This is a genomic window from Devosia sp., assembly GCF_030689745.1.
Lineage (GTDB): Bacteria > Pseudomonadota > Alphaproteobacteria > Rhizobiales > Devosiaceae > Devosia > Devosia alba.
This window is the reverse complement of record NZ_JAUYGL010000217.1, coordinates 1-18,542: the sequence shown is the minus strand read 5'-3', so window position 1 is coordinate 18,542 and position 18,542 is coordinate 1. Positions and strand designations below refer to the sequence as shown.

The 18,542-nt window shown below is 62.5% G+C and carries 16 protein-coding genes; 8 read left to right on the top strand and 8 right to left on the bottom strand.

From position 1 onward, the window contains the following. Positions 1-46: 46 nt before the first annotated feature. From trpS to Q8O80_RS18945, 3 genes are all read left to right on the top strand, one after another. Positions 47-1,078 (top strand): tryptophan--tRNA ligase, encoded by a 1,032-nt coding sequence (gene trpS / locus Q8O80_RS18955; protein WP_305582182.1) that lies wholly within the window; start codon positions 47-49, stop codon positions 1,076-1,078. Positions 1,079-1,090: 12 nt separating this feature from the next. Further along, complete coding sequence (locus Q8O80_RS18950) at positions 1,091-1,558, top strand: universal stress protein (protein ID WP_305582180.1); 468 nt, start codon at positions 1,091-1,093, stop codon at positions 1,556-1,558. Between the two features lie 102 nt (positions 1,559-1,660). Then, positions 1,661-2,227, top strand: a complete 567-nt coding sequence (locus tag Q8O80_RS18945) for a NifU family protein (RefSeq protein ID WP_305582178.1) — start codon at positions 1,661-1,663, stop codon at positions 2,225-2,227. Positions 2,228-2,457: 230 nt separating this feature from the next. Here Q8O80_RS18945 and Q8O80_RS18940 read toward each other — a convergent pair whose 3' ends face one another. The 5 genes from Q8O80_RS18940 to Q8O80_RS18920 all read right to left on the bottom strand — a co-directional run bounded on the left by Q8O80_RS18940 (position 2,458) and on the right by Q8O80_RS18920 (position 8,309). Continuing rightward, positions 2,458-3,087 carry a L,D-transpeptidase gene (locus Q8O80_RS18940; RefSeq protein WP_305582176.1) on the bottom strand — a complete coding sequence of 210 codons (630 nt, stop codon included), beginning with the start codon at positions 3,085-3,087 and terminating at the stop codon, positions 2,458-2,460. Between the two features lie 239 nt (positions 3,088-3,326). Then, positions 3,327-5,456, bottom strand: coding sequence for a polyribonucleotide nucleotidyltransferase (gene pnp / locus Q8O80_RS18935; protein ID WP_305582174.1), 2,130 nt, complete (start codon positions 5,454-5,456; stop codon positions 3,327-3,329). A 375-nt stretch (positions 5,457-5,831) separates the two neighbouring features. Beyond that, the gene (gene rpsO, locus Q8O80_RS18930; protein WP_305582205.1) at positions 5,832-6,170 is read right to left on the bottom strand and encodes a 30S ribosomal protein S15; all 339 of its coding nucleotides are present in this window, start codon (positions 6,168-6,170) and stop codon (positions 5,832-5,834) included. A 62-nt stretch (positions 6,171-6,232) separates the two neighbouring features. Beyond that, complete coding sequence (locus Q8O80_RS18925) at positions 6,233-7,945, bottom strand: sensor histidine kinase (protein WP_305582173.1); 1,713 nt, start codon at positions 7,943-7,945, stop codon at positions 6,233-6,235. Between the two features lie 112 nt (positions 7,946-8,057). Continuing rightward, positions 8,058-8,309 (bottom strand): hypothetical protein, encoded by a 252-nt coding sequence (locus Q8O80_RS18920; protein WP_305582172.1) that lies wholly within the window; start codon positions 8,307-8,309, stop codon positions 8,058-8,060. Between the two features lie 96 nt (positions 8,310-8,405). Between Q8O80_RS18920 and miaB the strand changes: the two genes are divergently transcribed. The 5 genes from miaB to Q8O80_RS18895 all read left to right on the top strand — a co-directional run bounded on the left by miaB (position 8,406) and on the right by Q8O80_RS18895 (position 13,140). Beyond that, on the top strand, positions 8,406-9,803 hold the full coding sequence (gene miaB, locus Q8O80_RS18915) for a tRNA (N6-isopentenyl adenosine(37)-C2)-methylthiotransferase MiaB (protein WP_305582170.1): 1,398 nt from the start codon (positions 8,406-8,408) through the stop codon (positions 9,801-9,803). Positions 9,804-9,871: 68 nt separating this feature from the next. Beyond that, entirely contained in the window at positions 9,872-10,384 is a 513-nt protein-coding gene (locus Q8O80_RS18910) for a DUF305 domain-containing protein (protein WP_305582168.1), read from the top strand. 155 nt (positions 10,385-10,539) lie between these two features. Next, a complete protein-coding gene (locus Q8O80_RS18905; RefSeq protein ID WP_305582165.1) occupies positions 10,540-11,571 on the top strand; it encodes a PhoH family protein in 1,032 nt (343 codons plus the stop codon). Continuing rightward, positions 11,568-12,041 carry an rRNA maturation RNase YbeY gene (gene ybeY, locus Q8O80_RS18900; RefSeq protein ID WP_305582203.1) on the top strand — a complete coding sequence of 158 codons (474 nt, stop codon included), beginning with the start codon at positions 11,568-11,570 and terminating at the stop codon, positions 12,039-12,041. Before Q8O80_RS18905 ends, ybeY begins: the two co-directional genes overlap by 4 nt. Positions 12,042-12,114: 73 nt before the next feature. Then, on the top strand, positions 12,115-13,140 hold the full coding sequence (locus Q8O80_RS18895) for a hemolysin family protein (RefSeq protein WP_305582163.1): 1,026 nt from the start codon (positions 12,115-12,117) through the stop codon (positions 13,138-13,140). Positions 13,141-13,229: 89 nt separating this feature from the next. On the opposite strand, the gene infB is transcribed toward Q8O80_RS18895, so the two are convergent. The 3 genes from infB to nusA are packed head-to-tail and all read right to left on the bottom strand — an operon-like array spanning position 13,230 to position 18,383. Then, the gene (gene infB / locus Q8O80_RS18890) at positions 13,230-16,043 is read right to left on the bottom strand and encodes a translation initiation factor IF-2 (protein ID WP_305582161.1); all 2,814 of its coding nucleotides are present in this window, start codon (positions 16,041-16,043) and stop codon (positions 13,230-13,232) included. Next, positions 16,036-16,737, bottom strand: coding sequence for an RNA-binding protein (locus Q8O80_RS18885; RefSeq protein ID WP_305582159.1), 702 nt, complete (start codon positions 16,735-16,737; stop codon positions 16,036-16,038). Before Q8O80_RS18885 ends, infB begins: the two co-directional genes overlap by 8 nt. A gap of 29 nt (positions 16,738-16,766) precedes the next feature. Continuing rightward, positions 16,767-18,383, bottom strand: coding sequence for a transcription termination factor NusA (gene nusA / locus Q8O80_RS18880; RefSeq protein WP_305582157.1), 1,617 nt, complete (start codon positions 18,381-18,383; stop codon positions 16,767-16,769). Positions 18,384-18,542: the final 159 nt, after the last annotated feature.

The window sequence follows — 18,542 nt, the reverse complement described above, 5'->3', positions numbered from 1 at the left end:
CAGCCGGTGTAATTCGGCAGGCTGCTAAACCTGATGGGTATTTTGTATGGCTTTCACTCCCCGCGTCTTCTCGGGCATCCAGCCTTCGGGCGATCTGCATCTGGGCAATTATCTCGGCGCCATTCGCCGTTTCGTGCCGCTGCAGGAGACGCATGAGACCATCTATTGCGTGGTCGACATGCACGCCATCACGGTGTGGCAGGAACCCCAGGACCTCCGGCGCCGGACCTATGAGATCGCCGCCGCCTATATTGCGGCCGGGCTCGATCCCAAAAAATCCATCATCTTCAACCAGTCCCAGGTCATCGAACATGCCGAGCTGAGCTGGATCTTCAACTGCGTCGCCCGCATGGGCTGGATGGAGCGCATGACCCAGTACAAGGACAAGGCCGGCGAAAACGCCGAAAATGCCTCACTGGGCCTGTTCGCCTATCCCTCGCTGATGGCCGCCGACATCCTGCTCTACAAATCCACCGCCGTCCCGGTGGGCGAGGATCAGCGCCAGCATCTCGAACTGACCCGCGACATCGCCAAGAAATTCAATCACGACTTCAAAAAGCAGATCAAGGCCAATGGCCACAAGGGTGATTTCTTCCCGATCACCGAGACGCTGGCCACCGGCCCGGCCATGCGCGTCAAAAGCCTCAAGGACGGCAGCAAGAAGATGAGCAAGTCCGACGCCTCGGACCTCTCCACCATCTACATGCTTGATGGTGCCGATCTGATCGCCAAGAAGATCAAGCGCGCCACCACCGATGCCGACGCCTTGCCCAGCGAGGCCACGGGCCTGGCAGGACGGGCCGAGGCGGAGAACCTCGTGGGCATCTATGCCGCCCTCTCCAATGTCAGTGTTGACGCCGTACTGGGCGAATTTGGCGGTCAGGGCTGGGGCAGTTTCAAGCCGGCCCTGGCGGAACTGGCCGTCTCGGTGCTGTCACCCATTGCCGACGAAATGCAGCGCCTGGTTGCCGAACGCGGGGAAATGGATGCTATTCTGCGCGACGGCGCGGCGCGAGCCCGGGCCATTGCCCAGCCGGTTATGGACGATGTCCGCAACATCGTCGGCTTTGTCCGCTAGAAAGGTTCGGCCATGTACGAGACCGAATACAAGCGAAAATTCCTGGTCGTTATCGACGAAACCGTTGAGTGCGATCGCGCCCTGACCTTTGCTGCCTACCGCGTCAAACGGACCGGCGGCACCGTGGTGCTGATGAGCATTGTCGAAAAGCCCGAATTCATCGGCCTGGGCGTCGAGGATGTGCTGCGCGCCGAGGCGGTCGAGGAGGCGGAACGCAATCTCGATGCCCGTCTCGCCCGTATCCGCGCCATTGGCGAGGTGAAGGTGGAATCGGTGGTTCGCGAGGGCGAAGGTCCCGAGCAGATCGAACGGGTGATCAATGAGGATCGTGACATTGCCATTCTGGTGCTGGCCGCCTCAACCGGCGAGGGCCCCGGCCCGCTGGTGATGCACTTTGCTGGTCGCGCCCACGCCCTGCCCATCCCGCTGACCGTGGTGCCCGGCCGCATGAGTGACGACGAGATCATCGCGATTTGCTGATCGGTCACACCCTGCACCCCTGCCCCGCGCATAATGGCCTTGCAACTGGCCCGCAAAGGGCTATTTTAGAAACGTTCTAATTGCATTTTTCGAGGCACTCCGATGTTCATCCAGACCGAAGCCACGCCCAACCCATCGACTCTAAAATTCCTGCCCGGGCGTGACGTGCTGGTTGGTGAACCGCGCGACTTCCGCAGCGTTGAGGCGTCGGCCAATTCGCCCCTGGCCACCGGGCTGTTTGCCATTTCCGGGGTGACCGGGGTGTTCCTGGGGGCCGACTTCATCTCGGTGACCAAGGATGACACCAATTGGGCCCATATCAAGCCGGCAATTCTGGGCGTCATCATGGACCACTTCCTCTCGGGCAAGCCGGTGATCGTCGAAGGCGGCGTTGAAGTGGCCAATCACGACGAGGTCGATGAGTTCTTCGAGCAGGCCGACAGCGAAACCGTGGAAGTGATCAAGGAATTGCTGGCCACTCGCGTGCGCCCCGCCGTGGCCATGGATGGCGGCGACATCATCTTCAAGGGCTTCAAGGAAGGCACCGTCTTCCTGCATATGCAGGGCGCCTGTTCGGGCTGCCCCTCATCCAGCGCCACGCTGAAAAGCGGCATCGAAAATCTGCTCCGGCACTTCGTGCCTGGCGTTGAATCGGTGCAGCAGGTCTGAACTTCCCCATTGCCGACCCATACAAAAAGCCCCGTGGCGCGCGCCGCGGGGCTTTTTTCTATGGTCATATGCCGGGCCAGTGTCGCGACAGCAGTGAATTTCACTTCGGTGACTACGGAATCCGAAGCAAGACGACCCGCTGCCGCGGCATTGGCCCGGTCAGGGCCTGGAGCGTTTTGAGCAGAAGTGGTTGCACTCCTGCGGTTTGAAAACGCGACCCATGCAATATTCTAGCCGTTGATCACCACCACCTTGGCGCCGGTGGGTACACGACCGTAAAGATCAATAATGTCCTGATTCATCAAGCGGATGCAGCCCGACGAAACATTGGTGCCAATGGTATAGGGCTCGGTGGTGCCGTGAATGCGGAACAGCGTGTCACGGCCATTCTTGTACAGATACAGCGCCCGCGGGCCCAACGGATTGGTTGGCCCGCCCTCCATGCCACCAGCATAGGGGCCGTAGCGATCGGGCTCGCGCTTGATCATCGACTGGGTGGGTGTCCAGCGCGGCCATTCCGCCTTGCGGCCAATGCTGGCCGTGCCGCGGAACACCAGTGCCTCGGTCTTGCCCACGCCAATGCCGTAGCGCAGCGCACGACCGCCGCCCAGTACCAGATAGAGGAAACGGGACGGGGTATCGACAATCAGCGTGCCAGAGCGCTCGCTGGTGACATAGGGCACTTCCTGGCGCCAGTACATGGGATCAACCCGGCGCAGATCGGTGGCCTCCACCGGGAACTTCCCGCTGTAGTCGGCGCCATACATCGCCAGATAATAGGGATTGATTTGCGGCTCGCTCACCACTGGCGTGCGGGTACTGGAGCAGGCGGCCAAAGCCGTGGCCGACAGGCCAATCATAAACAAACGACGAGAGAGCAAAATAATACCCTAAACTGGACGGACCGAATAACTCGGCGAGATCAAGCACCTAAGCCGATAGCACTGGCTTCGCTAGTGCATGAATGCCTCACTGCACCAACGCCTCGCATAGCAAGGGGTTCCTCTCGTCAAAGTGATGGATCGGGGCTGTGTTGCAGCGCGATCACACAAAAAAGGCCCGCATTGCTGCGGGCCTGTCTGTTTGTCAGAAGCCTCGCCTATTCGGCGGCAGCTTCGACCTCCTTGCCGGTCGCCTGATCGACGATCTTCATCGACAGGCGAACCTTGCCGCGCTCGTCAAAGCCCAGCAGCTTGACCCAGACCTTGTCGCCTTCCTTGACCACATCGGTGGTCTTGGCAACGCGCTGTTCGGCCAGCTGGCTGATATGGACCAGACCATCCTTGGCGCCGAAGAAGTTCACGAACGCGCCGAAATCGGCGGTCTTGACCACGGTGCCCTGATAGATGGCGCCAACTTCGGCTTCGTCGGTGATCGAGCGGATCCACTTGATCGCCGCTTCAATCGCGGCGCCGTCCGAGGAGGCGATCTTGATCGTGCCATCGTCTTCGATGTTGATCTTGGCGCCGGTCTTTTCGACGATCTCGCGGATCACCTTGCCGCCGGTGCCGATCACTTCACGAATCTTGTCGGTCGGGATCTTCATGGTCTCGATGCGCGGTGCGAACTCGCCCACTTCCGAACGGGACGCGGTGATGGCCTTGGCCATTTCGCCCAGGATGTGGATACGGCCGCCCTTGGCCTGCTCGAGGGCGATCTTCATGATCTCCTCGGTGATGCCGGCGATCTTGATGTCCATCTGCAGGCTGGTGACGCCCTCTTCGGTACCCGCCACCTTGAAGTCCATGTCGCCCAGATGATCGTCATCACCCAGAATGTCGCTGAGCACGGCGAACTTTTCGCCTTCCAGGATCAGACCCATGGCAATGCCGGCCACTGGACGGGCCAGTGGCACACCGGCATCCATCAGTGCCAGCGAGGTGCCGCACACGGTTGCCATCGAGGACGAGCCGTTCGATTCGGTGATCTCGGACACGACACGGATCGTGTAGGGGAACTCTTCAGCCGATGGACGGATCGGGTTGATCGCGCGCCAGGCCAGCTTGCCATGGCCGATTTCGCGACGGCCCGGGGACCCCATGCGCCCAGCTTCACCCACCGAGTATGGAGGGAAGTTGTAGTGCAGCAGGAAGTTCTGCTTGTAGGTGCCTTCAAGGCTGTCGATGTACTGCTCGTCATCGCCCGTGCCCAGCGTGGCCACAACCAGCGCCTGGGTTTCGCCACGGGTGAAGATGGCCGAACCATGGGTACGCGGCAGAATGCCGACTTCCGAAACAATCGGACGCACGGTGCTCAGATCGCGACCATCGATGCGCAGCCCGGTGTCGAGCACGTTCCAGCGCACCACCTTGGCCTGCAGCGCCTTGAACACGGCGCCAACATCTTCAGCCGAGATTTCGCCGGCTTCAACGCGGGCAGCGAAATGCGCCTTGGCCGTCGCCTTGACGGCGTCCACGGCAGCGTAGCGCTCTTCCTTCTTGGTCTGCTTGTAGGCAGTGCGCAGATCGGCTTCGATCACGCCCAGCATCTCGGCTTCGATGGCCGAGGTGTCATGCGGTTCGAAATCGCGGGCATCCTTGGCAGCCAGTTCGGCCAGCTTGATGATGGCCTGGATCACCTTGCGGCTCTCGGCGTGACCGAACATCACGGCGCCCAGCATGATTTCCTCGCTGAGCTCCTTGGCTTCCGATTCCACCATCAGCACGGCGTCTTCGGTGCCGGCCATGACCAGATCGAGCTTGGACTCGCTGCGGCGATCAACCGCCAGGTTGAGCACATATTCGCCGTTCACATAGCCGACGCGCGCCGCGCCGATCGGGCCCATGAAGGGCACGCCGGAAATGGTCAGGGCTGCCGAAGCGGCAACCAGGGCCAGCACGTCCGGATTGTTTTCCATATCGTGCTGCAGCACGGTGATGACCACCTGGGTCTCATGCTTGTAGCCGGCCGGGAAGAGCGGGCGGATCGGACGGTCGATCAGGCGGCTGGTCAGCGTCTCGTTCTCGGTCGGACGACCTTCACGCTTGAAATAGCCGCCAGGAATCTTGCCGGCCGCAAAATACTTTTCCTGGTAGTTCACGGTCAGCGGGAAGAAGTCGATGCCGGGCTTGGCGGTCTTGGCGCTGACAACGGTGGCCAGCAGCACGGTTTCACCCAGGGTGGCGAGCACAGCGCCATCGGCCTGGCGGGCCATCTTGCCGGTCTCGAGCGTCAGGGGCTGACCGCCCCAGTTGAGCTCGACCTTGTGGTGGTCAAAATTGATTGTCATGTCTTGTTTTCCATTTCTGCCGTCTGAGCGGTAACGCAGGGGCGTAGGTCATCCCGCGAACTCATTCGGTGCACCCGCACCCGCAGTCCCACCCCATGTGTGACCCGGGCTCAAAATCAGGCGCTGTTTGCATCTGGCAAAGACGAAACATGGGCAAGACAACAAGCAGCTCCCGGAAATTTCCGGGGCCCCACGAGTTCAAAATCAGGCACTGATTTTGCGAGCGTGAGGCGGGGAGCGGCCAGTAATCCTGCCATGCTCCGGCATTCGCCGGTCTACGCTTTCGTCATATCCCGCCCTATCGAAACACGGCAGACGGATACCACGAGGGCGAATGCGGAGATTGTCCCCGCACCCGCAATTGTACTGGCGCGCCTAGCGGCGCAGGCCGAGCTTTTCGATCAAGGTCTTGTAACGGTTGTCGTCGACCTTCTTGACATAGTCGAGAAGGCTGCGACGGGTCGAAACCAGCTTGAGCAGGCCGCGGCGGGAATGGTTATCCTTGCCATGGCCCTTGAAGTGCTCGGTGAGGTTGGCAATGCGCTCGGACAGGATTGCCACCTGAACTTCCGGCGAGCCGGTGTCGTTTGGTGTGGTGGCATATTCCTGAATCAGCGCGGTTTTGCGCTCAGCAGTGATCGACATCGGATAGATCCTTTCAAAGGAGGATTGCGGTCGCCCCGGCCGGGATGTCGTCCAGGAGGGGCCATGAATGCCGCCGACCCATAGGCCAGAGACAGGCGTGCTATAGTGCAAACGGCGCTGCAACGCCAGAATTATTCGCCCGCCGCCTCCGCTGGCGCCTGTTCAGGATCAATGGCGTGCAGCGGAATGGCAAAGCGCCATTCCATGCCGGTCGGGTGGGGCAGGCACTCGACCTCGGCGCCCAGGGAATGGCCGACCATGGATTTGAGCACGGTGGTGCCAAATCCGACACGCTTGGAACCGGGCAGGACCCGGGGTACCGTCTCGCGCCAGACAAAATCCAGCCGGTCATCCACCACTGTCCAGCTGACGGCCAGCGTGCCGCCGTCTTCGCCAAAGGCGCCATATTTGACGGCATTGGTCGATAGCTCATGCACGGCCATGCCCAGGATCTGGGCCGCCTGCATGTTGAGCCGCACCGCCGGCCCGGTAATGCTGACGCGGCTGGAATCGGGCGGACTGAACGGGGCGATCTGGCTTTCGACCAGTTCGCGCAGGGCTACCCCGGCCCGGCCATGGGTGAGCAACAGATCGGTGGAGCGGGCCAGCCCCAGAATCCGCCGCTCGAATGCCTGCACATAGCTCGGCACATCCTCGGCGCCCCGCGCCGTCTGCCGGGCCATCGCCGCAATCACCGTCATCTGGTTCTTGGAGCGGTGCGCCACTTCGCGCATCAGGAACCGCACTTCGCGATCGGCGGCCTGGCGGGCCGTCGACGCATCGGCCAGCGCGCGCGACACTTCGGCGATCTCGGCGACCGGATAGGGCTTGGCCGCCACATGCTCGCCCCGCCCCAGCCGCTGGGCATCGCGGCGCAGGCCGCGCACCGACAGACCGATGCGCTGGGCAATCAGGAAGGCCAGCAGGCCCGCCGCCACGACGATGATCACGCCCCAGGCCGCCAGCCACAGCAGGGCGTCGCCCAGCGGCCGGTCCACCGCCTCGCTGGACGCCCAGGCAATCACACGCCATCCCGACAGGCCCGAACGCCACTCGGCGGTGACCACCTGCTGCCCGTTAAAGGGTTCGCGCCGCCATTCCTCGGGGGCCTGATCCAGCTGCTGGCGCATGGGCAGCACATTGCCGGTCTTAAAACCGGCATCCGGCGTGGCGGCAATCACCAGATTGGCATTGTCGACCAGTGCTGCCTGCCAGCCGGTGGGCAATTGCCTTGTCTGCAGGGCTCGCGCCATATTGCGCGCATCCTGCGTCAACGCCAGCAGGGAAACCTGGTCATTATCGGCGATGGGCAGCAACACGTTGAACACCCAGCGCTCGGCGGTCTGGCCATAGAACAGGCCGGACACTGTCGGCGTCTTGCGCTCCAGGGCCCGAGCGGCGGTGGCGGGGTCCGAGGTGCGTTCCAGTGCCGTGCCAAAGGGCACCCTGGTGTTGAGCAACTGCTCAAACTCGTCATTGAGCGCGATCAGATAGGCGCCGCTTCCTGCCAGGGCGGTAACGGAGCGATCATTGAATTCCTTGAGCAGTTCATCGTTCAGCAGTTCGCTGGTGGAGAGAACGCGCAAGGTGGTGATCATGCCGGCAATCTCGCGCTCAACCGACTGGCCGATCGCCTGCACCGTCGTATCGGTCAGGCCGCGCACCACCTGTTCCTGGGCCTGGTTGTTGCGGTTGAGCAGGACCAAAGACACCACCAGCGCCGGCAGGAGGATGACCAGAGCCGACGCAAACAGATAAAACGCTACCGACAAGGAGCGCTGCGGTGCACGCCCCGACCGCGCGGCTGGCGGCGGCGCTGCATTGTTGGAAGACGAATTGATCATGCCGCACTTTCCTGGCCGAGCCTGTCTATCTGACCGCATGGCTCGGGATGAGTCATACAATCAGCGGATGTTGGCTGACCAGCGTGTGCGGCACGGCAGCGCGGTTGGTCGATCAGTATTTAGCGCTCGAATCGCTGGCCGGGAAGCTCTCATCGAGCGCTTCATCCTGCTCGTCCCAATTTTCGGTGGTATCAAGCTGGGCGTCTTCGCCGGCATTGCGCACCTGCACGGGCGATGCGTCCGGGCCGGGCTTCTTGTTGTCTTTCATCGCGGCAGCCTTGTCCGATTTGGGTGTGACGTCCTTCCCGGCGGCATCATTGTCGGTTGCATCATTGGTCGTGTCATTGCGGGGGGTATCGGTCATGGCAGATCTCCGTGCTGTGGTCACAATAGAACACGCCAGACAGCACAAGGGTTGCAGGTGCTTTGATAAGACCGCATCCTCTGGTATGAGCCCGCTATGACCGAGACGCGCGCCAACAGCAAAAAACTCTTCATCAAGACCTATGGCTGTCAGATGAATGTCTATGACAGCGACCGCATGAGCGATGCGCTGGCGCCGCACGGCTATGAAACCACGCTCGATATGGGCCAGGCGGACCTGATCCTGCTCAATACCTGCCATATTCGCGAGAAGGCTTCCGAGAAGGTATTTTCCGAGCTGGGACGGCTCAAGGAACTCCAGGATGAGCGCCGCGCCATGGGTGGCGACATGCTGATCGGGGTGGCCGGCTGCGTGGCGCAGGCCGAAGGCGAGGAGATCGCCCGGCGCGCCCCCGTGGTCGATATGGTGTTCGGGCCGCAGGCCTATCACCGATTGCCCGACATGCTGGCGCGGGCCGAAGCGCAGCGACACCTGCACCCCGCACTGCGAAAATCCATTGTCGATACCGATTTCCCCGAGGAAGACAAGTTCGAGCACCTGCCCGCCGCCCGCAAGGAAATCACCATCAAGCGCGGCCTGACCGCGTTTTTGACCGTGCAGGAAGGCTGCGACAAGTTCTGCAGTTTTTGCGTGGTGCCCTATACCCGCGGCGCCGAAGTCAGCCGTCCCGTCGCCCAGATCATCACCGAGGCGCGCGGCCTGGTCGATGCCGGGGTCAAGGAAATCACCCTGCTGGGGCAGAACGTCAACGCCTATCACGGCCTGGGCCCCAGCGGCGGCAGCACCAGCCTGGGCGAACTGGCCTATCTACTGGCCGAGATCGATGGTCTCGAGCGCCTGCGCTACACCACCAGCCATCCGCGCGACATGGATGATGTGCTGATCGCGGCCCATCGCGACCTCGATATTCTGATGCCCTACCTGCATCTGCCGGTGCAGTCCGGCAGCGACAGCATGCTCAAGGCGATGAACCGGCGCCACACGGCGGCCGAATATCTCGAGGTGATTGCCCGCATCAAGGCGGCGCGACCCGATATGGCGCTGTCGGGCGATTTCATCGTTGGCTTCCCCGGCGAGACCGATGCCGATTTCGAGGCCACCCTCAAGATCATCGCCGATGTCGGCTATGCCTCGGCCTATTCCTTCAAATACTCCACCCGTCCGGGCACCCCTGGCGCCAATCTGGGCGATCAGATCTCCGAAGCGGTCAAGAATGAACGGCTGTGGCGGCTGCAGGATCTGGTCAATGCCCAGACCACGGCATTCCATGCCGCCTGCGTCGGCAAGACCCTGCCCGTGCTGATCGAACGCCCCGGCCGCATGCAAGGCCAGGTCGGCGGCCGCTCGCCCTATCTGCAGGCCGTGCACCTCGAGGGCAGCCCCGAGCTGATCGGCTCGATCCATCAGGTCGAGATTGTTGGCACCAGCACCAATTCGCTGGTGGGCCGGCTGAAAGAGGCAGTGGCGGCGTAGCTTTCCGGATTCACTGAACCTTTGGCGCAGCCTGGACGTTCGCTCCTGATAGAAAGAGGAGGTGCCCCATGAGTTACGCACGCTATGGCGCGATGATCGCCACATCGACAGTCGTCATGTTCGGGCTGATGTACCTGAACACCTACAACCTCGACCATGTCTTCTTCAGCCAGACGCGCATGTGGATGGCTCTGCTGATGGGCGCCGTCATGGCCGTCATCATGCTCGGCTTCATGTGGGGCATGTACAAGAACCGGACCGCCAATATCGCCATCCTGGCAGCAGCGGCGGTGGTCTTTGCCGGCTCGTTGTGGCTGGTCCGCAGCCAGGAGACCGTGAGCGACCTCGACTATATGACGGCGATGATCCCCCATCACTCGATTGCCGTGCTGACGAGCACGCAGGCCCATATCCGGGACCCGCGCGTGCGCGAACTGGCCGATAGCATCATTGCCGCTCAGATGCGCGAGATCGCCGAAATGAAGCAGTTGATCGCCGATCTGGAGCAGACGCCGACGCCCGACAGCGCGCCGGACCTGGAGCCACTCGACCCGGCCCTGGTCGAGTCGGACGGCCCCTAGCCGGCGTCCGTTGGCGTGTTGCCCTTGTTCGGGGCCCCAATCGTCACAATATTGCTACAGACACGGCAACCAAATCATCCTAGCCTTGTTTTTGTAGTCGCGGCGCAAGCCCGCAGCCGCGCTGAGCGTGGAGCCACACCAGTTTGAGCAGGCACTTGTCACCGACAGCAGACAACGCACTCGCATCCCAACTTGAACTCGCTTTTGAAGATAATCGTCTGGCAGCCCAGCTGTATGGCGATTTTGACCAGAACCTGGCGCTCGTTGAACAGCGTCTGAAGGTTTCAGCCATTCCGCGCGGCAATCACGTTCTGCTCAAAGGCGCTGCCAGCGCCGTGGATCAGGCGCGCCGCGTTCTTGAATCGCTTTATGGCAGTCTCGAAGAAGGCCGCACTGTCGACATTTCCGAAGTCGATGGCGTTATCCGCATGATCCAGACCGAGGACAGCCAGCTCACCCTGCCCACCCTGGAGCGCAAGGGCAAGGTGCGCATGGCCCAGATCGCCACGCGCAAATCCACCGTGGTGGCCCGCACCCCGGCACAGGACGGCTATATGCGCGCCATGGATCGCGCCGAGCTGGTATTCGGGGTCGGCCCGGCCGGTACCGGCAAGACCTATCTGGCGGTGGCCCATGCCGCCTCGCTGCTGGAACGCGGTGACATCAACCGCATCATTCTCAGCCGTCCCGCCGTTGAGGCGGGCGAGCGCCTGGGCTTTCTGCCCGGTGACATGAAGGAAAAGGTCGACCCCTATCTGCGGCCGCTCTACGACGCCCTGTTTGACATGATGAAGCCCGAAAACGTCGAGCGCTGCATTACCTCGGGCATTATCGAAGTGGCGCCGCTGGCCTTCATGCGTGGCCGGACCCTGGCCAATGCCGTGGTGATTCTGGACGAGGCCCAGAACACCACCTCGATGCAGATGAAGATGTTTTTGACCCGTCTGGGCGAAAACTCCAAGATGATCGTCACCGGCGACCCGACCCAGGTCGATCTGCCGCGCGGCGAGAAATCCGGGCTGGTTGAGGCCATCAACCTGCTCGACGGCGTCGAGGGCGTCCACATCACCCGCTTCAATGACAAGGATGTGGTGCGCCATGCCCTGGTCGGCCGCATCGTGCGCGCCTACGAGGCCGATACTGCCAAGCGACTGGCCGAAAAGGCCATTGAAGGGGCGACACGCTGACTTCTGCTCCGCTCGATATCGCCATTATCCGCAATGATGACGCCTGGCCGGAGGATCTCGATCCTCTGGCCGAGCGCGCTGTGCTCGAGGCGCTCAAGCAATCGGGCGCCAAAACCAAAGGCGCCGCCGAACTGGCCATTGTGCTGACCAATGATGCCGAGCAGCGTGACCTCAACCAGCAATGGCGCGGCAAGGACAGCCCCACCAATGTGCTGAGCTTTCCCCAGATCGAGCCCTTTGGCCCGGTCGTCGGCATTCTGGGGGACATCACCATGGCGCGCGAAACCCTGGAGCGCGAAGCTGCCGACCAGGGCACCAGCTTTGCCGATCACTTCACCCATCTTGTGGTGCATGGATTTTTGCACATTTTAGGCTATGATCATCTTTCCGATGCCGAGGCTCTTCAGATGGAGAGCCTCGAAACCCAGATCCTGGCGAGCCTGGGGATTGATGATCCCTATGCCGGCTGAAGCTGGAACGGTTTTTTTGCGGCGCAGGCCGCTTTTTCAAGGACAGTGAGCTGCCAGCGCGCAGCGAGAAAACATGAACGACACTGACAGTCTGGCTCCCTCGGCGCCCACCAAATCCGAGCCTCCTTCTAGTCCCGCCGCCGTGCCTGCACGGGGGCCATCGATCTGGAACCGCATCAAGGCCATGCTGGCCCGCGGCACGGTTTCACTGCGCGACGACCTGCAGGTCGCCCTCGACGAACAGGGCAGCGCCGAGACGGCTGACTTCTCCGAGAGTGAGCGCACCATTCTGCAAAACGTGCTCAAGCTGTCCGACGTTTCTGTCGGCGACGTGATGGTCGAGCGCAGCGATATTCAGGCGATCGATTCTGGTGCCACGCTGGGTGATCTGCTGGCCCGCTTCCGCCATGTCGGCCATTCGCGCCTGCCCGTCTATGAGGACGGGCTCGACGATATTATCGGCTTCATTCACGTCAAGGATGCGCTGAGCAAGATCACCCTGCCGGTGGATGACCCGACCAAGTCGGTGCCCGTCAAGCTGGTGTCGAGCGCGCTCCGCCAGAAGCTTGCCAAGTTCGACGGTATCCGCGCGGCGATGTATGTGCCCACCTTCATGCCGGTGGGTGATCTGCTGCAATCCATGCGCGCCAGCCGCGTTCACATGGCCATTGTGGTCGATGAATATGGCGGCACCGATGGTCTGGTGACCATTGAGGACCTGCTTGAGGCGGTGGTCGGCGAGATTGAGGACGAGCACGACGAACTGGTTGCCTCGCTGATCCGCAAGGTCGGCGTCGATACCTATATTGCCGATGCCCGGGCCGAACTCAGCGACGTGCAGGCCATGATCGGTCCTGATTTTGATCCCGGCGAATATGCCGATGAAGTCGACACCATTGGTGGCCTGATCTTTGACCTGGCCGGCCATGTCCCCACGCGGGGTGAACGCGTCAGCAAGCTTGAGGGCTTTGAGTTCGAGGTGCTGGCCGCCGATAGTCGCCGCATCAAGCGGGTGCGCATTGTGCGCCAGCGCGAGGGCGGTGAGCAACTCGCCATCACCGATCAGCGCGACGACGGTCAGATCGCCGCCGCCGAATAGCGGCGGCGCTGCCCTCGGGGGAAGGCCTGGACATAGAAAAAGGGCGCGGTGTGAACCGCGCCCTTTTTCTATAGGGGAGTTGCCCGTGACTAGAGCGTGCGCTGCACGGTCTCGACGCGGAAGCATTCGATGACGTCGCCGGCGCGCATGTCTTCGTAATTCTCGAAGGCCATGCCGCATTCCTGGCCGGTCTGAACTTCCTTGACCTCATCCTTGAAGCGCTTGAGCGTCTTCAGCTTGCCTTCGTGGATCACGACGTTGTCGCGGATCAGGCGCACGCCGGCACCACGTTCCACCATGCCCTCCGTAACCCGGCAACCGGCAACCTTGCCGACCTTGGTAATGGTGAACACTTCCAGGATCTCGGCATTGCCGATGAAGGTCTCGCGGCGTTCCGGCTTGAGCAGGCCGCTCATCGCATTCTTCACGTCATCCACCAGATCGTAGATGATGTTGTAATAGCGGATTTCGATGCCGTCGCGGGTCGCCAACTCGGTGGCCTGCTTGTTGGCACGCACATTGAAGCCGATGACGATGGCGCTCGAAGCGGCCGCCAGCGTGACGTCCGACTCGGTGATGCCACCCACCGCACTCATCAGGATCTGCGCCGACACTTCGTCAGTCGACAGCTTGTTGAGCGAGGCCACGATGGCTTCCACTGAACCCTGCACGTCGCCCTTGATGATCAGCGGGAACTTGGCAATGCCAGCCACCTTGAGCTGATTCATCATCTGCTCGAGGCTGGTGGCACCGCCGCCCGCCGTCTTTTCACGAATGGCGCGCTGACGATATTCGGTCACTTCACGGGCCCGGGCCTCTGTTTCAACCACAGAGAACCTGTCGCCTGCACTTGGAACGCCGGTAAAGCCCAGTACTTCCACCGGAATGGAGGGGCCGGCTTCCTTGACCTGCTCGCCCTTGTCATTGATCAGGGCGCGTACGCGGGCGAACTCGGTGCCGGCAACCAGAATGTCGCCGATCGCCAGCGTCCCGCGCTGCACCAGCACCGTCGCCACCGCACCGCGGCCACGATCGAGCTTGGCTTCGATCACCAGGCCCTCGGCGCGACCGTCACGGGCCACCTTGAGCTCGAGCACTTCGGCCTGCAGCAGGATGGTTTCGAGCAGCTTGTCGAGGCCGTCGCCGGTCTTGGCGGAGACTTCCACATCGAGCACGTCGCCGCCCATGGTTTCCACGAACACTTCGTGCTGCAGCAGCTCGGCGCGCACCTTCTGCGCATCGGCGGCGGGCTTGTCCATCTTGGTGATGGCCACGATGATCGGCACCCCGGCCGCCTTGGCATGCTTGATCGATTCGATGGTCTGCGGCATCACGCTGTCATCGGCCGCCACCACCAGAATGGCGATATCGGTGGCCTGGGCACCGCGGGCGCGCATGGCGGTGAACGCCTCATGGCCCGGGGTGTCGAGGAAGGTGATCTTGGCGCCGTTGCGCTCCACCTGATAGGCGCCGATATGCTGGGTGATGCCACCGGCTTCACCGGCAACGACATTGGCATTGCGCAGCGCATCGAGCAGGCTGGTCTTGCCGTGGTCAACGTGACCCATAATGGTCACCACCGGTGCGCGGGTGGTCAGATCCTCGGCCTTGTCGTCGGCAGGCAGATCGTACAGGCCTTCTTCCACGTCAGCTTCCGACACGCGCTTGACCGTGTGGCCCAGTTCGGTGGCGATCAGCTCGGCGGTATCGGCGTCCAGCACATCATTGATCGTTGCCATCTGGCCCTGGGCCATCAGCATCTTGATCACGGTAACCGAGCGTTCGGCCATGCGGTTGGCCAGTTCGGCAACGGTAATGGCTTCCGGAATGATCACTTCACGCAGCAGCTTGGGCGCTTCCTGCTGGTTGCGGCCCATCTTCTTGTCGCGACGGCGACGCATGGCGGCCAGGGATGGCCCCTTATCGCGATCGCTCTCGGAGCCGGCATTGGTCACCGTCAGGCGGCCACGGGCATTTTCCTGGCCGGTGCGGCGCGTTGGCCGTTCCGGTGCGGCACGCGAGGCGCGCCGGGCATTTTCGAGTTCGGCCTCAGTGGTGGGCCGTACCTGCGGCGAGCCGGACCGGATCTTGCGGCCATCGGCCTCGTTGGGGCCTGCGGGCGGCACATTGCCGATGGGCGCCATGCCGGCACCCGCCGGGCGACGCTCGCCGGGCGGCCGCGTTGCGGTGCCTGAAGGACGCGCCGCAGCTGCGCCGGTCTTGATATAGGCGTTGGCACCCCGCTCGCTTTCCGGGCGGGCATTGCTCGGACGCTCGGTCCGCGGCGGCCGCGGCGGCTGGCCGGGACGACCGGCAACCACGCGGACGCTGGACGGGCCAGCATTGCGCTGCGATGCCGGCGTGATCGGTTCGGCGTCGGCATCGGCACTTGGCGCAGCCGCCTCGGGAGCGACAGCATCGGGCGCAGCAGCCGGGGTTTCAGCGACTGGCTGTTCAACCACGCTCTCAGCGGCCTGACGTTCTTCTTCGACGCGGGCCGCGTCCTCACGGATTTGACGCCGGCGGGCGTCATCTTCCATGCGGCGGGCTTCTTCAGCCACAAACCGTTCCTTGTCTTCAGCCTGGCGGGCACCGGCCAAAGCCAGCGCCTGACGGCGGGCCTCGGCTTCAGCGGCCGACAGTCCCAGCGGGGCACGGGTCTGCTGACCCGGACGACCGGCAGCAGGGCGACCTTGATTGGAGGCGCTGGACTGTGGGCGCTGCGGGGCGCCACTCGGTACATTCGGTTTGGGAACCAGTCGGGTGCGCTTCTCGACGACCACCGTCGAGCGGGAAGGACCGCGCGACACGCCCGGACGATTGCCCAGGCCTGGGCCGCCCTTGAGTGTCAGCGTCTTCTTCGCGCCAGTGTCGTCGGTGCGCTTGTCGTCGTTATCAGCCATGTATCTCGCGTCTTTCGTCCTGTTCCTCGGGCAAAAGGTCACCGTCAACCGCAGCGCGGCCGATGTCCGTTTCCGTCGGTTTGGCAGTATAAAGTGCCAGTCTTCTGGCCTTTTCTACTGCCGCTTGGGCTGCCGCCCCTCTTGTGAGGGCAGCATGTATCACATTTTCCATCCCGAGTGCCAAACCCATTTGCTCTGAGTCAAGCAATTCGAAATGGGGCACATCGAAGCCGGTAATTTCTTCTTCGGCCGCAGCGTAATGCAGCGCCTTGAGCGGCCCCACCATCTTGCTGCGCCCATCGTCAGCCGCATCGGTCGCCGTAATCAGCGCGATCAGACCGCCGGTGGCAATCAGGCTGCGTACCTTGGTTGCCCCGAAGGTCAACTGGCCGGCCTTGCGGGCCATGCCCAGCGCATTGAGATAGCGCTGCTGCAGCCGCAATTCGGTCAGGCCCGGCAGATCTTCGGGCAGGGCAACCTCGGTCTTGAGGCTGCGCGCAAAGATCTTCTTCTTGACCGCCTGTTCTACCAGAGTGCGGTTGAGGCTGATCCAGACGCCCCGACCCTCGGCCTTGGCTTCCGTATCGGGTACTAGCACACCATCGGGCCCAAGTACAAAACGGATGAGCTCCGCCACGGGTTTTTCTACCCGTGTCAGAGCGCACATCCTGGTCGTTTCTGCGCGCCGGGCCATTTCTGGTGCCCTCGCTAAGGTTTCGGCCGCTAGGCCGAAACCTCGTCAGTAGCACCGTCAGCGATTTCGGCTTCGGCTTCGTCAGTTGACGGCAAATCTTCGGCAGCAATCCAGCCAGCCTTGACGCGGGCCTGCATGATCATGTCTTCGGCCTCTTCGCGGCTCACCGGGAAGTCCTTGAACGTCCCTTCAAACCGCTTGGTTTCGCCGTCCTTGCGCTCACTCCAGCCAACCAGATCGTCCGCCGCGCAACCGGCGAAGTCTTCCACGGTCCTGATCTCTTCCTTGCCCAGTGCCGCCAGCATGGCAGCATTCAGGCCGGAAATTTCATACAGCTCGTCTTCAACGCCCAGCGCCTTGCGCTCTTCATCGAACGCGCCATCAATGGCCGCCAGATATTCGGCAGCGCGGTTCTGGATTTCGCCAGCGGTTTCGTCATCGAAACCCTCGATGGTGGCGATTTCATTGGTGTCGATATAGGCCAGCTCCTCAACCGAGGAGAAGCCTTCCGACGCCAGCAACTGGGCCACCATCTCGTCGACGTCCAGCGCCTGCATGAACAGGGCCGAGCGCTCGGTGAATTCCTTCTGCCGGCGTTCGCTTTCTTCCTGCTCGGTCAGGATGTCGATATCCCAGCCAATCAGCTGGCTGGCCAGACGCACATTCTGGCCACGACGGCCAATGGCCAGGCTCAGCTGTTCGTCGGGCACCACAACTTCGATGCGTTCGGCCTGCTCGTCGAGCACCACCTTGGCCACATCGGCCGGCTGCAACGCCGATACCACGAGGTCGGCAATGGAATCGGTCCAGGGGATGATGTCGATCTTTTCGCCCTGCAATTCGCCCACCACGGCCTGCACACGGCTGCCGCGCATACCAACGCAGGCGCCCACAGGATCGATCGAGGAATCAGAGGAGGTCACGGCGATCTTGGCCCTGGAGCCCGGGTCACGGGCGATCGAGCGGATGGTGATCACGCCATCATAGATCTCGGGCACTTCCTGCATGAACAGCTTGGCCATGAACTGGGGATGGGTGCGGGAGAGGAAAATCTGCGGGCCGCGCTGCTCGCGGCGCACGTCATAGACATAGGCGCGGACGCGATCGCCATAGCGGAACATTTCGCGCGGGATCAGCTCGTCGCGCCGGATAATGGCTTCGCCACGACCCAGATCGACAATCACATTGCCATATTCGACACGCTTGACCGAACCGTTGACGATCTCGCCAATGCGATTGATGTACTCGTCATACATGCGCTCGCGTTCGGCATCGCGCACCTTCTGCACGATGACCTGCTTGGCCGATTGCGCGGCGATGCGGCCGTATTCGAGCGGCGGCAGCGGATCGGCGATGGTGTCGCCGACCTGCGCGGCCGGATGACGGCGGCGCGCATCGGCGAGCGTGATCTGCGACGATGCGTTCTCGACCGCTTCGACCACCAGCATGTGGCGCATCAGCTTGAGTTCGCCGGTCTTCGGCTCGATCTCGGCGTGCACGTCGGTCTCGGCACCGTAGCGCGAGCGCGCCGCCTTGGCGATGGCGTCCTCCATCGCGGCGATGACGATGCCGCGGTCGATCGACTTTTCGCGCGCGACCGCATCGGCGATTTGCAGCAGTTCGAGCCTGTTGGCGCTGACAGCCATAGCTCAGTCTCCTTCCTCTACAGTTTTGCGCATGATCTTTTCCGAAAACCGGTACCCACTTTTCGGGATCATGCGCGTTCGGCGGGCCCTTGCGGCCGATGACGTGATTGTCTCTCTTGCCGTCGTTCCTCCCGCCGCGCCGCGCGCGCGTCGCGCTTG